Origin of the sequence: Borrelia nietonii YOR (genome assembly GCF_023035795.1) — a bacterium.
Classification (GTDB): Bacteria; Spirochaetota; Spirochaetia; order Borreliales; family Borreliaceae; genus Borrelia; species Borrelia hermsii.
In genome coordinates, this window is sequence record NZ_CP073148.1 from 457,596 (window position 1) to 471,782 (window position 14,187).

13 protein-coding genes are annotated in these 14,187 nt (G+C 30.0%); 11 read left to right on the plus strand and 2 right to left on the minus strand.

Features of this window, described 5'->3' with window-relative positions:
• Positions 1-3: 3 nt before the first annotated feature.
• Positions 4-1,908, minus strand: coding sequence for a DNA topoisomerase (ATP-hydrolyzing) subunit B (gene gyrB, locus bhYOR_RS02160; RefSeq protein ID WP_025399761.1), 1,905 nt, complete (start codon positions 1,906-1,908; stop codon positions 4-6).
• A 248-nt stretch (positions 1,909-2,156) separates the two neighbouring features.
• Between gyrB and dnaA the strand changes: the two genes are divergently transcribed.
• From dnaA to bhYOR_RS02215, 11 genes are all read left to right on the plus strand, one after another.
• Positions 2,157-3,611, plus strand: coding sequence for a chromosomal replication initiator protein DnaA (gene dnaA, locus bhYOR_RS02165; protein ID WP_025399762.1), 1,455 nt, complete (start codon positions 2,157-2,159; stop codon positions 3,609-3,611).
• Between the two features lie 241 nt (positions 3,612-3,852).
• Positions 3,853-5,013 carry a DNA polymerase III subunit beta gene (gene dnaN / locus bhYOR_RS02170; protein ID WP_025399763.1) on the plus strand — a complete coding sequence of 387 codons (1,161 nt, stop codon included), beginning with the start codon at positions 3,853-3,855 and terminating at the stop codon, positions 5,011-5,013.
• A gap of 18 nt (positions 5,014-5,031) precedes the next feature.
• Complete coding sequence (recF, locus tag bhYOR_RS02175) at positions 5,032-6,099, plus strand: DNA replication/repair protein RecF (RefSeq protein WP_025434044.1); 1,068 nt, start codon at positions 5,032-5,034, stop codon at positions 6,097-6,099.
• Complete coding sequence (locus bhYOR_RS02180; RefSeq protein ID WP_025434045.1) at positions 6,080-6,379, plus strand: DciA family protein; 300 nt, start codon at positions 6,080-6,082, stop codon at positions 6,377-6,379. Before recF ends, bhYOR_RS02180 begins: the two co-directional genes overlap by 20 nt.
• 90 nt (positions 6,380-6,469) lie before the next feature.
• Positions 6,470-6,625 (plus strand): 50S ribosomal protein L34, encoded by a 156-nt coding sequence (gene rpmH, locus bhYOR_RS02185; RefSeq protein ID WP_025399766.1) that lies wholly within the window; start codon positions 6,470-6,472, stop codon positions 6,623-6,625.
• Positions 6,606-6,950 (plus strand): ribonuclease P protein component, encoded by a 345-nt coding sequence (gene rnpA, locus bhYOR_RS02190; RefSeq protein WP_025399767.1) that lies wholly within the window; start codon positions 6,606-6,608, stop codon positions 6,948-6,950. Before rpmH ends, rnpA begins: the two co-directional genes overlap by 20 nt.
• Positions 6,947-8,584, plus strand: coding sequence for a membrane protein insertase YidC (gene yidC, locus bhYOR_RS02195; protein ID WP_025434046.1), 1,638 nt, complete (start codon positions 6,947-6,949; stop codon positions 8,582-8,584). Before rnpA ends, yidC begins: the two co-directional genes overlap by 4 nt.
• Complete coding sequence (gene jag, locus bhYOR_RS02200) at positions 8,581-9,303, plus strand: RNA-binding cell elongation regulator Jag/EloR (protein ID WP_025434047.1); 723 nt, start codon at positions 8,581-8,583, stop codon at positions 9,301-9,303. The genes yidC and jag overlap by 4 nt, the downstream gene beginning before the upstream one ends.
• A gap of 152 nt (positions 9,304-9,455) precedes the next feature.
• Positions 9,456-10,514: an NAD-dependent epimerase/dehydratase family protein gene (locus bhYOR_RS02205; protein WP_025399770.1), complete on the plus strand. Its 1,059-nt coding sequence runs from the start codon at positions 9,456-9,458 to the stop codon at positions 10,512-10,514.
• 151 nt (positions 10,515-10,665) lie between these two features.
• Complete coding sequence (gene fbaA / locus bhYOR_RS02210) at positions 10,666-11,745, plus strand: class II fructose-bisphosphate aldolase (RefSeq protein WP_247088179.1); 1,080 nt, start codon at positions 10,666-10,668, stop codon at positions 11,743-11,745.
• Between the two features lie 228 nt (positions 11,746-11,973).
• Positions 11,974-12,384 (plus strand): Hsp20/alpha crystallin family protein, encoded by a 411-nt coding sequence (locus bhYOR_RS02215; RefSeq protein ID WP_025399772.1) that lies wholly within the window; start codon positions 11,974-11,976, stop codon positions 12,382-12,384.
• A gap of 45 nt (positions 12,385-12,429) precedes the next feature.
• On the opposite strand, the gene aspS is transcribed toward bhYOR_RS02215, so the two are convergent.
• Positions 12,430-14,187 (minus strand): aspartate--tRNA ligase, encoded by a 1,758-nt coding sequence (gene aspS, locus bhYOR_RS02220; protein ID WP_025399773.1) that lies wholly within the window; start codon positions 14,185-14,187, stop codon positions 12,430-12,432.

Sequence of the window (14,187 nt, forward strand, 5' to 3'; positions counted from 1 at the left end):
CAATCATACATCCAGATTTACTACATCAAGCGCATTATGCTCAATAAATTCTCTTCTAGGTTCAACATCATCTCCCATAAGAGTAACAAAAATTTTCTCAGCCTGTATAGCATCATTTATTTTTATTAATTTCATCTTCCTAGTAGCAGGATTCATAGTAGTTTCCCAAAGTTGTGTAGGATTCATTTCTCCAAGACCCTTATACCTTTGAAGACTAACTTTATCTCTCTTGCCAGTCTCAATTGATCCTAAAAAAGCTTCCTTTTCCAAATCATCATAAAAATAATGCTCCCTATTTTCATATTTAACTTTATAAAGAGGTGGCATAGCTATGTATACATGTCCATTCTCAATTAACTCTCTCATGTAACGAAAGAAAAAAGTAAGAAGTAATGTTCGAATATGAGATCCATCAACATCAGCATCAGCCATAATAATAATCTTATGATAACGAAGTTTTTCAATATAAAAAGTCTTCCCAACACCAGCACCAAGAGATGCAATTATTGGAATAAGCTTGTCATTTGTAATAACCTTATCTTCCCGTGTCTTTTCAACATTAAGCATTTTGCCCCACAATGGCAAGATGGCTTGAGAAAACCTATCTCTTCCCATTTTAGCACTTCCTCCTGCAGAATCACCCTCTACAATATAAATCTCCCTCTCAGCCGGGTTTTTAGACGCACAATCTGCCAATTTGCCAGGCAATGCCAAGCTTTCAAATGCACTTTTTTTCCTCTCAGACTCCCTTGCTTTTCTTGCAGCTTCACGAGCACGAGCAGCTCTTATTGCCTTATTAAGAATAGTATCTACTTCTAAAAGATTATCATCAACAACTCTCAAAAGCCCATCATGCACAATAGTTTCAACGATTTTTTTTACATAAGAATTTCCCAATTTTCCTTTAGTTTGACCTTCAAATTGAGGTTCTGGAATCTTAATAGAAATTACCGCTGTTAAACCTTCTTTAAAATCATCTAATGTAAGACTTGGAACATCTTTCTTGCTTATTTTTGAATCTCTAAAAGCTTCACTCATTGCCTTTAAAAACCCACTCTTAAAACCAGCAACATGAGTTCCGCCCTCTCTAGTATTAATATTATTTACAAATGATAAAATATGATCAGAATATCCTTCAGTCCACTTAAGCCCAACACTAACAATAACATCATCACAAGAGCCTTCAATAAAATAAGGCTCATTTTGAATATTTTTGCTATTATTTGTTATATAATCTACAAAAGCTTTTATTCCACCCTCAAAATAAAATTCCAAAAATTTCTCTTTTCCCGATCTCTTATCTTCAATTGAAATTCGTATCTTATCATTTAAAAATGCAAGCTCCCTAAGTCTCTTTGATAAAGTTTCAAAATCATATTCTAAAGTTTCAAAAATCTCAGTATCAGCTAAAAAAGTAACTTTAGTACCCCTAGCAGAACTTACCCCAATAATATCAACCTCAGATGTTGGAATACCCCTTGAATAAGTCTGTTTAAAAAGCTTTCCATCCCTACTAACAATAACTGCCAAAAAAGATGATAAAGCATTAACAACCGAAATCCCAACTCCATGAAGTCCACCAGAAACCTTATAAGTACCTTTATTAAATTTTCCTCCAGAATGTAGCTTAGTTAAAACAAGTTCAAGCGCACTAATTCCTTCCTCTTCATGAATATCTATAGGAATACCTCTACCATTATCATTGACCGTTATAGAATTATCTGAATTTATAACAACCTCTATTTTATCACAAAACCCTGCCAAAGCCTCGTCAATGCTATTGTCAACCACTTCATAAACCAAGTGATGCAATCCATTAATTGAAACGGATCCAATATACATACCAGGCCTTTTCCTAACAGCTTCAAGGCCCTTTAGCACTTGAATATTACTAGCAACATAACTCATAAACCTTCCACACAATTAATCATAATATAGATATAAGCAAATTTTACATTAAAAACAATATAATATCCATTAAATAGCACAAATTATAAGATATATTCAACTTGACTTAAAACTAATAAAATTTCAAGATCCATAAATAGCTAAGATAATGTTCCAGTTCATTATTATACTATATACTTATACATACATATATACTAATAATCAAAAAAGATATAATAATAAAAAGCCAAAATCAACGAGGATAATATATGCAAGAGGGAAAAAACATATGGAGCTTAATTTTAGCAGCAATAAGAAAAGAGCTTTCTGAGGAAGAATTTTACATATGGTTTGAAAATTTATATTTCATAGATGCAACTGATGAGAGTATAAAAATATCTGCTCCAAATTCTTTTCATAAAAATCAAGTAGAAAAAAGATTTTCAAAAAGAATAAAAGAAATTCTCATTGAAAAAGGCCATAATACAATTAATGTTGAATTTATAAATCCACCAAATGAATCTAAGACTCATAACATGGAATCAAAAAATATCTCATTAAAAGACATTTCTATGCAACAAGATTCGCCGGAAAAAAGAACGGCCTTTAAAATTCACACCAAAAATATAATAGAGAGTACAAAACAATACACTACGAAAGAAGAAATTCACATGAAATATAGAAATCCTTTTCTTAAAAAGAAATACACATTTGAAAACTTCATTACAGGCCCAAATAATAAGCTTGCATATAATGCAAGCTTATCAATAGCAAAAAATCCTGGTAAAAAATATAATCCATGCCTAATTTATGGTGGGGTTGGTCTTGGCAAAACACATTTACTTCAAAGTATAGGTAATAAAACAGAAGAAATACATAAAGAATTTAAAATACTTTACGTAACTGCTGAAAATTTTTTAAATGAATTTGTAGAAAGCATAAAAACAAATGAAACAAAAAGATTTAAGAAGAAATACAGATATCTAGATATGCTACTACTAGATGATATTCATGATTTACAGAAAAAAGAAGGCATACAAGAAGAGCTTTTTCACACTTTCAATGCTCTTTATGAAGATAATAAACAAATGGTATTTACATGCGATAGACAACCCTCAGAACTCATAAATTTTACAGATAGACTTAAAAGCAGATTTACAAGAGGATTAAATGTCGACATATCAAAACCAAACTTTGAATTAAGAGTAGCAATTATAGAAAAAAAAGCAGAAGAAGATGGGATTAAAGTTCCAAAAAGCATTCTCAACTTAGTTGCTAAGAAAGTTACAACAAACATAAGAGACCTTGAAGCTGCTGTAACCAAATTAAAAGCTCACATAGACCTTGAAGATATAGAAATTGACACTAGCACAGTAGACAAAATAATTAAAGAGATAATAGTTTATGAGAACGATAACACAAATATACATAATAAAATAAACATTGAAAGCATAAAAAAAGTTATCTTAAGGGAATTAAAACTTACAAATAAGGACATTGAAGGCAACAGCAAAAAACCTGAAATCACAAAAGCAAGACATATTTATGCTTATCTTTTGAGGAATTTTACAGAGCTTTCAACAATTGAAATAGGGAAAATCATTGGGGGAAAAACCCATTCAACGGTGCTTTATTCAATAAATAAGATAGATAAAGAGCGAAACAATGACCTAGAAATTAACAATTTAATCATAGAACTTATGAACAAAATAAACAAAAACTAAAAAATTCATAAAATTCAAAATACTTTTGAACAAATCAAACAAATAATTCGTCAAAAAACGCAAACAATTAGACATATATTATTCCTTACAGGATAAGGAGATATATAGAATTAGACAATTAGACAGCCCTCTACTAATACAACTATATAAATATAAGAAAAAAACACACAAATAATCAAAACAAAATTTGCATTCATAAAAGCTAAGAAGAGATGATAATATAATACAAGGGGGTAAGACATTGAATGAAAAATTCATACTTTGCGATACAGAACAAATCTCGGATGAGATTGAAAAAGCCAAAAGCATAATTTTAAACAGAAACATAAATGATATTTGGAGTGCAATGCTACTTGAAGTAGAAAATTCCAACCTTACGATAAAAGCAACGGATAGAAACATCTTCTTTGAAAGTACAATTCCAATTGTTTCAACAGAAAATTTCAAGGTATTAATTAATGCTTCCAATTTTGCAGATGCTGTAAAGGCGCTAAATTTGTACAATGAACTAAAAATAAAATTTAGAGAAGATGAGAACAGACTAAACATTATTGGAGAATCAGAAAATAAAAGTGAGAATTGCACAAACGATCATTTAAGTGAACCGACTTTTTCTAATGAAGAGATTGAAAGTTATAATTATGACATAAATGGAGAGATTTATAATTTTACAGTTGATTTAAACCAAAAAGAGTTTAAGAAGATTATAAACAAGATATCATTCTCAGCATCACATGATGAATCTAAGAATGTTCTAAATGGGATTTATTTCACAAAGGACAAAGACTCTACATTAACACTTGTCTCGACTAATTCGCATAGAATGTCTGTATATAAAACAGAATTAGTATTTGAAGAGGATATTAACTTCATAGTGCCTGTTAAAATGTTTAATCTTCTAAAGCAGATGATGATAGGAGAAGGCATGATAAAGCTCAAGGTTTCTGATAAGAAGTTTTATGTTGAATTCAATAATTATAAAATAGCTTGCAGTCTTATAAATGGGAATTATCCTGATTATGAAAGTATCATACCAAACGACCAACAAAACAGATCATTAGTTGAGATTAGTGTTTTAAAAGATAGGCTTTCAAGGGTAAATTCCTACACAGATAAGAGGTCTAAAAAGGTTATTTTAAGTTTCTCCAGTAATCAACTAAGACTTATGGCAGAAGATTCAATTACAGGACGAAAGGGAGAATTTTTCATACAAGATCCCAATTATGATTATGAGGGGAGTGAGGAAGTTATAGCTATTAATAGTGCTTATCTTACTGAGGCAATGGGTGTATTTGATACTTCAAAGTTAGAGATAAAATTTAGTGGAGGAGGTATATTAAAATTGAATGAACCTGATAACTTTGACTTCATTCATTTAATAATGCCTATGGTACTAAACTAAAATTCTTTTATTGGCAAGATGATAAAGAAAATTGAGTTTTTTAATTTTAAGAATATAAAAAATCAGGTTATTAATTTTGATTTTAATAATATTTATCTTTGTGGAGAAAATGGCTCAGGCAAGACTAATATTCTTGATGCTATTTATTGTCTTGCTTTTGCGTCTTCATTTCTAGTTAATACCGATAGAGAACTTATTACATATGGCAAGACTGAGTTTTATTTAAAGTGTTTTTGTAAAACTATGGAAAAGGACGCAGAGATTAGTTTATCATTTAGGAATGGAAGAAAAGAAATAAAGGTTAATGATAGCCTTATAAAGGATAGGAAAGATTTGATATTAAATATTCCAGCAATAGTTTTTTCAAATTATGATACTGCCTTTATTATTGGAGCTCCCGCTAAGAAGAGATGGTTTTTTGATCAGGCAATAAGTCTTGTTTCTTTAAGTTATTTAGATTCTCTTAGGAAATATAGAAAGATTTTGAAGCAAAGAAATTTGATCTTAAAACAAGGCAATAGAGATTTGCTTAAAGTTTATAATGAAGCTTTTGTTGATTGTGCTTTTGAGATAACAAGAATGAGGAAAAATTTTATCAAGCATTTTTATGAATTTTTTAAATACTATTATTCATTGATTTTTAATGTTTCTTATAGTTTAGAGATTAAATATTTGCCTTCTGTTACATGTTGTGGGAGAGATGAATTTTTACATCTTTTATTTTTAAAAGAAAAGGATGAACTTTTAAATGAGACTACTTTAATAGGTCCGCATAGAGATTTATATGAGGTATTAAGTGGTGAGAGGGTGTTTACTCATCATTCTTCAACAGGAGAGACCAGGGCACTTGCTTTGATCTATAGAGTTGTTCAGGTCATTATTTTTAATAAGCGATTTGGGATAGCTCCCATTTTGCTTTTTGACGATGTATTTTTGGAATTGGATAGTACGAGACGGAAGAGAGTTTTTGATATTTTGCCAAAGGATTCTCAATGTTTCTTTACGTTTTTAGATGACTGTTATGATATTAAACAAGAGAGTAATTTTATAGTATATAAGGTTAAGAATGGAAAGATTGAACTTTAAGAAAGCCGCTGATGTACTTAAAGAATATTTAGATTCAGATATATGTGCTAATGAAAAGCTCAATGCCAGTTTTATACTATCTCAAAATTGGCAAATTATATTTAAAGACCTTGCAGATAGAGTTAAATTATTGAATTTAAAAGATAATAAGATATTATTTGTTGCTGTAGGGAATTCAAGTATTTTATATAGCATTTCTTTTAATAGATCAAAAATAATAAAATTAATAAATGAGTCTACAGGTCTTGAAATATTGGATGTAAAGGTTTTACTAAGATGATTTTATTGACAATTGCAATTGTATAATATAATATTGTAGTGTTTAACTTATATCTTATGAGTAGAGAATGTTTTTAATTGGAGGGCTTTTTTGAAGAGGACTTATCAGCCGAGTCGGGTTAAGAGGAACAGAAAATTTGGATTTAGGGCTAGGATGAAAACTAAGGGCGGGAGACTTGTTCTTGCCAGAAGAAGAGCTAAGGGAAGATCAAAATTAACTGTTTCTGATGAAAGAAAGAAATATTAGCATAAAATCAAAAGTAGAAATTCAAGATCTTTTTAAAAAAGGTAGATTTATTAGGATAGAAGGGGTTAATGTATTTTATGAGTTTACAAGTTTAGCTATCTCTAGAGTACTTGTGACCTTTCCTAGAATTTTTAAAAGTGCTGTTAAGAGGAATCGTGTTCGGAGGATTTTTAAGGAATGTTTTAGGAAACAATTTGCTTTACTTAAAGATAAGTATGTTGACTTTATTTTCGTAGTTTATCCTCAAAAAGCAGATGTTAGTTATTATGAAGTTGAGACGATGCTAAGGAATATAATTGTGTATATCATGAAGAGGAATATGTGAGTCAGAGTAAAAGAATTTTAAGAGCTATTTATTTGTCTTTATTTTTTATTGGTACTTTTATGCTTATTGATGATATCTTTTTCTCTCGAAAATCTCCTTCTGTAATGGACAAAGAAATTGGATTTAACTTGGATAGTGATTTTGATATTGATAATTCTTCAATTGATGAAGATTATGCTTTAAATTTAAGTGCTAATTCTAAAAACGTTGATGTTGAGACTGGCATATATTATGCTACTTTTTCGACATTTAGGGGAGATTTAATTTCTTTAAAGCTTAAGGAGCATTTAAATTTAGAAAGAGAACCAACAGAGATGGTTAAGGTTAATATGGATAGGGAAAGTCTTTTTTATGTTACCCTTGATAACTTAACTAGAGATTTGTTTGCGTACGATAGAGTAGATGACTATACGCATGATTTTAAGACCAATTTTGAATATAATGGCAAGTATTACGAGTACATAAAGAGATATACATTTTCAAGCAAAGACGAATATTTAATCAAGCTTGAAATCTTTTTAAATAACATTGATGCTAATGATAATTCTGATATTGATTCTTATAAGTTTGTATTAAGTTCTGATATTGAAAAGTTAAGCGAGAGAGGTAAGCTGCAATATAATAATTATTTATCTCAGGCTATTTATTTTGATACTAAGCTTAGATATGGTAAGGACGGTTTAAGTGTTATTAGTCCTAAGTGGGTTGGTTCGGGTACTAAATATTTTGAAGTTTTAGTTTCAAAAGAAAATATGAATGTTGAATTTAAACAGGAAAGTAAAATTTTAAAGGCTTTTATTTTAAACAAAGTAGGTAATAAAAATATTAGTGATACCTTTTATATTTATGCAGGTCCTAAAGATAATGGATATTTAGATCTTTTTAATAAAGAGGATCTAAATAGTTTTGGTTTATCTAATGTTGAATTTGGAATGTCTGTAGAGAAGAGCTTGTTATACTTTATTCAAGTTCCTATGCAATTGATAATGCAAATTTTTTATAATGTTATTCCTAATTGGGGACTTTCAATAATGTTTTTGACAATTGTGGTAAGAATACTTATATTTCCTTTGACTTTTAAGAGTTTTAGGGCTACAGCAGAACTTTCTAAATTACAGCCAAAAATGAAAGAGATACAAGTAAAATTTAAAAATGATCCTAAGAGGTTAAATGAAGAGATGGGTAAACTTTATAGGGAAGAAGGAGTTAATCCCCTTGGAGGATGCTTTCCTATTCTTTTACAACTACCTGTATTTTTTGCTCTTTATGGCCTTGTGAATAATTTCTTTTTGCTAAGGGGGGCTAGTTTTATTCCAGGCTGGATTGATGATTTGTCAATTGGTGATAGCATATATTATTTTGGGTATAAAGTTTTTATGTGGACTGATATTAGAATTTTACCTTTTATTATGATGGTTACTCAACTAATCTCTACAATAATTAGTTCTAATGTTAGTTTTAAAAGTCTTGGATCACAACAGAAAATTTTGTATTTTGGTATGCCCATTATGTTTTTTTTCATACTGTATGATATGCCATCAGGACTTTTAATCTATTGGATTACAACCAATATTTTTACTATTTTGCAACAATACTATATAAAGATGAATGTATCTGAAAGGAGGAACAGATGAGTTATGAATTTTATGGAAAAACAGAACAGGAAGCAATTAAAAAAGCTATGAGAGATCTTGATTTAAAAGAAGGTGAGTTTGATGTAGAGATTTTGGATAAGGAAAAGGTTGGATTTTTATTTAAAAAAGAGATGATTAAGATAAAAGTATCTCCTCATGTGAGAAAAGACTCACTGAAATCTGAGGTTCAGATTAATGAAGATGTTTATAATAAGGCTTTGGATTTTATTCAGGAAATGATAAATAAAATGGGGTATTGTGTTGATTTAAATATTGAATCTAGAGAAGGTGAGTATATTAAAATTTCTATTAAAACAGACAGTCCAAATATCTTAATTGGAAGAGAAGGAAGAAATTTGGATGCTTTGCAGCTTTTGGTAAATGTTTACGTATCTAGACTTATTGGAGATAATAGTAATTTTAATAGAATAATATTAGATATTGAGGATTATAGAGAAAGATTTAAATCAAGATTTATTAATTTGGCAATAAATTCTTTGCATAAGGTTAAAAGAAGTAGGCGTTCTATTCTTTTGCCAACAATGAATCCTTTTGAGAGAAGAATTATTCATACTACTTTAAATCGTTATAATGATATTAAGACAGAGAGTGAGGGAGATGGAAATTTAAAGCGAGTTCGAATTTCTTATGTTAGGAGTAGTAAATATAATAATAATTTTCGTAGTTATCAAAAAAGGGATGCTAATGTTAGGAAGTAAAATTTCAACTTCCAATATTTATAAGCTGATGATTTAACTTTAAGCTTTGCTTAAGCTGTAACTACTAATATTTAATTAGTTGGTGCTTTATGGTTATTAGGATTTAAGATAGTCAATTTATTGTTTATGTAGTAATTGATGGAAATTGTTGTATGAGAGTGTTTTTAACAGGTATTGCAGGATTTATTGGATTTCATGTTGCCAAGAGGCTTGCTGATAATGGGCATGAGGTTTTAGGTGTTGATGTTATAAATGATTATTATGAACCTAATTTGAAATATGAAAGATTAAAAGTTTTAGGGTTTGATCGTGAGAATATATGTAGTAAAAAAATTATTCAAAGTAATAAATATGATAATTTAAGTTTTATTTGTCTTGATATTTTAAATAAAGAGCAAGTCTTATCCCTTTTTTCTAAGTATAAATTTACGCATGTTTGTCATTTAGCAGCTCAGGCCGGTATTAGGGATAGTATTGAAAATCCTGATAGTTATATTTCAGTTAATATTGTTGGATTTTTTAATGTTTTAGATGCATGCAGAATACATAAAAGTCATATTGAGCATTTTGTTTATGCTTCAACATCTGCAGTGTATGGAATAAATGAAAAGATGCCTTCAAATGAGGATAGTATTACAGATCATCCTTTAAATTTATATGCAGCTAGCAAAAAATCTAATGAGGTAATAGCACATGCTTACAGTTCATCTTTTAATATCCCGACAACAGGATTAAGATTTTTTACGGTTTATGGGCCTTATGGACGACCTGATATGGCATTATATTTATTTGCAGATGGTATTACAAAACAAACTCCCATCAATGTTTTTAATAATGGAAATATGGCTAGAGACTTTACTTATGTTGATGATGTTGTAGATGGTGTTTATAGTGTACTTAAAAAGCCAGCTGAGAGTGATCATAATTTTGATACACAAAATCCCAATTCTTCAAGCTCGCTTGCCCCTTATAAGATATACAATATAGGTACGGGACATGCTATTAAGCTTATGGGGTTTATTGATGAGCTTGAAACAAATCTTGGAAATAAAGCTTGTAAAAATTTTTTGCCCATGCAAAAAGCAGATGTTGTGGAGAGTTGCTGTAGTATTTCGAAACTTAAGAATGATTTTGCTTATGAGGCCTTAACCTCTATTAAAGAGGGAATAAAAAAATTTGCAAATTGGTATAAATCTAAGATAGTTAAGTAGTGTATTGTTGTGTATCTGTTGCATGGAATTATTGTATTTATTGTTTTTTTAAGATTTTGTTTTTTAAAAGTAGGGTCAATTTTGGGTTTTAAGGTATATAATATAAAATATATAAAATATATGTCAATTTATGAGGAAGGAGGTATTGTAAGTGGGCGTTTTAGATAAGATTAAGCCTGGAGTGGTTTATGGTAAAGACCTGCATACTTTATATGAAATATGCAAGAGTGAAGGATTTGCGATTCCTGCAATTAATTGTGTAGGTACAAATTCAATTAATGCTGTTTTGGAAGCAGCTAAAGAAATTAATTCTCCTATTATGATACAGTTTTCAAATAGTGGTTCTGCTTTTGTTTGTGGTAAGGGACTTAAGGTTGAAAAACCTCAGGGAACTTCTATACTTGGGGCCATTTCTGGTGCTATGCATGTTCATTTGCTGGCAGAGTATTATGGAGTGCCTGTTGTTCTTCATACAGATCACTGTGCAAAGAAATTAATTCCTTGGGTTGAGGGACTCTTAGAGTATGGAGAGAAATATTATCAAGAGCATAAAAAACCTTTGTTTTCCTCACATATGTTAGATTTATCTGAAGAGCCAATTAAAGAGAATATTGAAATATCAAAAAAATTTTTAGAGAGAATGTCCAAGATTGAAATGTTTTTGGAAATTGAGCTTGGAATTACTGGTGGTGAGGAAGATGGTGTTGATAATTCAGATAGAGCACAGCATGAGTTATTCTCAACTCCTGAGGATATTTACTATGGGTATTCTGAACTTATGAAAGTTAGTCCTAATTTTCAAATTGCAGCGGCTTTTGGAAATGTTCATGGGGTTTATAAGCCTGGAAATGTTCAACTTACTCCTAAAGTATTAAGAGACGGACAAAATTACGTTATATCAAAGACTAATTCAAGCAATCCAAAACCTGTTTCATATGTATTTCATGGGGGTTCTGGATCTACAATGGAAGAGATTCATGAAGCACTCTCTTATGGTGTTGTTAAAATGAACATTGACACAGACACTCAGTGGGCTGCTTGGGAAGGTATATTGAATTTTTATAAGAAAAATGAAAATAGATTACAAGGGCAGCTTGGCGATGGTAATGATGCTGATGTTCCAAATAAAAAATTTTATGATCCAAGAGTGTGGCTTAGAGAATCTGAGATTAGCATGAAGGAACGTGTAAAGCTTGCTTGCAAGAATCTTAATAATATTAATAGAAATTGAGATAAGTGTAATTAAGAATTTGAATTTTGTCGCCTAAAAAGGCGACTTTTTTATTTGTGTGTGTTTATGTATAATGAATATACGTCTTATTATATTGAATGTTTCATCAATGCTCATCATCGTTATGCTTTTTGTTTATTTATTTTTATATTAATTCAATCTTAAAATTGAATGCTTGGTATGGTTTTGTATAGGATTTTATGTGAATTGGTAAAAAAGGAGGTTTATGTGTGGTTAACAAATTATAAGAAAAGTTTTATAGATTTTTTGAATGATGATTTTGATTTTATGCGTTCTGGAGGCGTTCAAAATGTTCCGGTTAATATTAAGGATGAGGGTAAGTCATTTGCTCTTGAAGCTTACTTACCGGGGATAAAAAGAGACGATATATCAATTGTAATTAAAAATGATTATTTGACAATAAGTTATGAGAGTAAGGATGGGGCGGAAGAGCAAAATGATCAGTACTTGAGAGTAGAGAGAAGAGATATCTCTTTTTCAAGAAGTTTTAGATTATCTGGAAATATTGATCAAAATAAAATCAAATCAGAACTAAAAAATGGTGTTTTGCTTATTAATCTTCCTAAAAAGCCGGAAGTTGTTGAGAAAACCCAAGAGAAAAAGATTGTAATTGAATAAATTTTGTTGCTTTTATGAGTTGTAATTAAGGATGCCATGGTATCCTTAATTTTTATAATTTTCAATTGTTAAATTTAATTCTCTTAGTTGTTCATTTGAAATCCTAGAAGGAGCTTTGTCGAGCGGACTGGCTGCGAATGAATTTTTTGGAAAAAGTATTACATCTTTTATTGAACTTGAATGTGTCATAAGCATTAAGAGCCGATCAATTCCAATGGCTATCCCACCATGAATAGGAGCGCCATATTCTAATGCTTTTAAAAAGAAACCAAATCTTTCTTCTGCTATTTCGTCTTTAAATCCCACTATGTTAAAAATTTTTTGTTGAAGTTCTCTTGTGTGCACTCTGATTGAACCTGAACCAAGTTCCATGCCGTTTAATACAAGATCATAAACTTCTCCTAGGACTTTACTTGGATTGTTTTCTAGAGTGTGGATATATTTTTGCTTGGGAAGTGAGAACATATGGTGGGCTGCTTGGTAACTTTTTGTATCTTCATCATACTCAAACAATGGAAAATCATAAATCCATAAAAACTCAAATATGTTTTTGTTTATGAGATTAAGTTCAGTTGCAATCTTGATTCTAACTTGTCCCATGGCTTTGCAAGCAGTTTCCCATGAATCAGCTATAAAAAATATTATGTCGTTGTTTGCAAGTGAATAAGTTTCAATTAAAGTTTGTTTTATTTCATTTAAAAATTTGGCAATGCCCCCTGAAAATTCATTATTTTCTATTTTAGCAAAATAAAGATTACGTACCTTATAAATTTTGGCATGTTCTTCTAAATTATTAATCTTGCTTCTTGAAAAATTATGAGCTTGATTTTTTATGATAAGTGCTTTTATTGTGCCTTTATTTTGTAGTATGTCTTGAAAGATATTAAATGAAGACCTCTTAAAATGTTTACTCATATCTTGTATTAATAATTCATATCTAGTATCTGGTTTGTCGCTTCCATATGTGTTCATTGCATGTTTATAAGTCATTTTTTTGAATTTCTTGGGCAAGGCAATATTTAATGTATTTTTGAAAATGGCGAACATAAGGTTTTCCATTAATTTAAATATATTTTCCTTTTTTATAAAGCTCATCTCAAGGTCAAGTTGTGTGAATTCTGGTTGTCTGTCGCCCCTTGAATCTTCATCTCTGTAGCATCTAGCTATTTGAAAGTACTTATCAAGCCCAGCTACCATCGTAAGTTGTTTATAAATTTGTGGTGATTGTGGTAGAGCATAAAAGTGTCCTTTATGTATTCTTGATGGAACAAGGAAATCCCTTGCACCTTCTGGGGTTGATTTGACAAATGTTGGGGTTTCTAATTCTAGGAAGTCTTTTTTTGTTAAGTAATTTCTAATTATATGTGTTACCTTGCTTCTTAATATTATTTTTTGTTTTTGTTCTTCGCGTCTTAAATCTAAATATCTATATTCAAGTCTTGCATTGTCATTTGCATTATTATTGTCTTCAATCATAAAGGGCAGTTCATTACATCTTGAGATTATATCTATATTTTCTGCAAGTATTTCAAATGCTCCTGTTTTCATTTCTTTGTTTGCAAGTTCTAAAGGTCTAAGCTCTAATGTTCCTTGAACTTTAATGCAGTATTCCATCTTTATTTGAGATGTTATCTTTAAAAGCTTTTCACCACTTACAAGTACCTGTGCTTCATCATATCTGTCTCTAAGATTAATAAATGTAACTTTTCCGTGTTCTCTTATTTTTTTGACCCAGGCATTTATTTCTATCTTTTGGTTTAGAAGTTTATCGTTTATTTGATTGCATCTAATGGTTTTGAACAT

Bases quoted from the DNA above. Each gene is read 5' to 3' on its own strand.
- bhYOR_RS02180 (WP_025434045.1), top strand. From the start codon at position 6,080: ATGGAAAGATTGAACTTTAAGAAAGCCGCTGATGTACTTAAAGAATAT.
- rnpA (WP_025399767.1), top strand. From the start codon at position 6,606: ATGAAAGAAAGAAATATTAGCATAAAATCAAAAGTAGAAATTCAAGAT.
- recF (WP_025434044.1), top strand. From the start codon at position 5,032: ATGATAAAGAAAATTGAGTTTTTTAATTTTAAGAATATAAAAAATCAG.
- aspS (WP_025399773.1), bottom strand. From the start codon at position 14,187: ATGTTCAAAACCATTAGATGCAATCAAATAAACGATAAACTTCTAAAC.
- bhYOR_RS02205 (WP_025399770.1), top strand. From the start codon at position 9,456: ATGAGAGTGTTTTTAACAGGTATTGCAGGATTTATTGGATTTCATGTT.
- gyrB (WP_025399761.1), bottom strand. From the start codon at position 1,908: ATGAGTTATGTTGCTAGTAATATTCAAGTGCTAAAGGGCCTTGAAGCT.
- jag (WP_025434047.1), top strand. From the start codon at position 8,581: ATGAGTTATGAATTTTATGGAAAAACAGAACAGGAAGCAATTAAAAAA.
- dnaA (WP_025399762.1), top strand. From the start codon at position 2,157: ATGCAAGAGGGAAAAAACATATGGAGCTTAATTTTAGCAGCAATAAGA.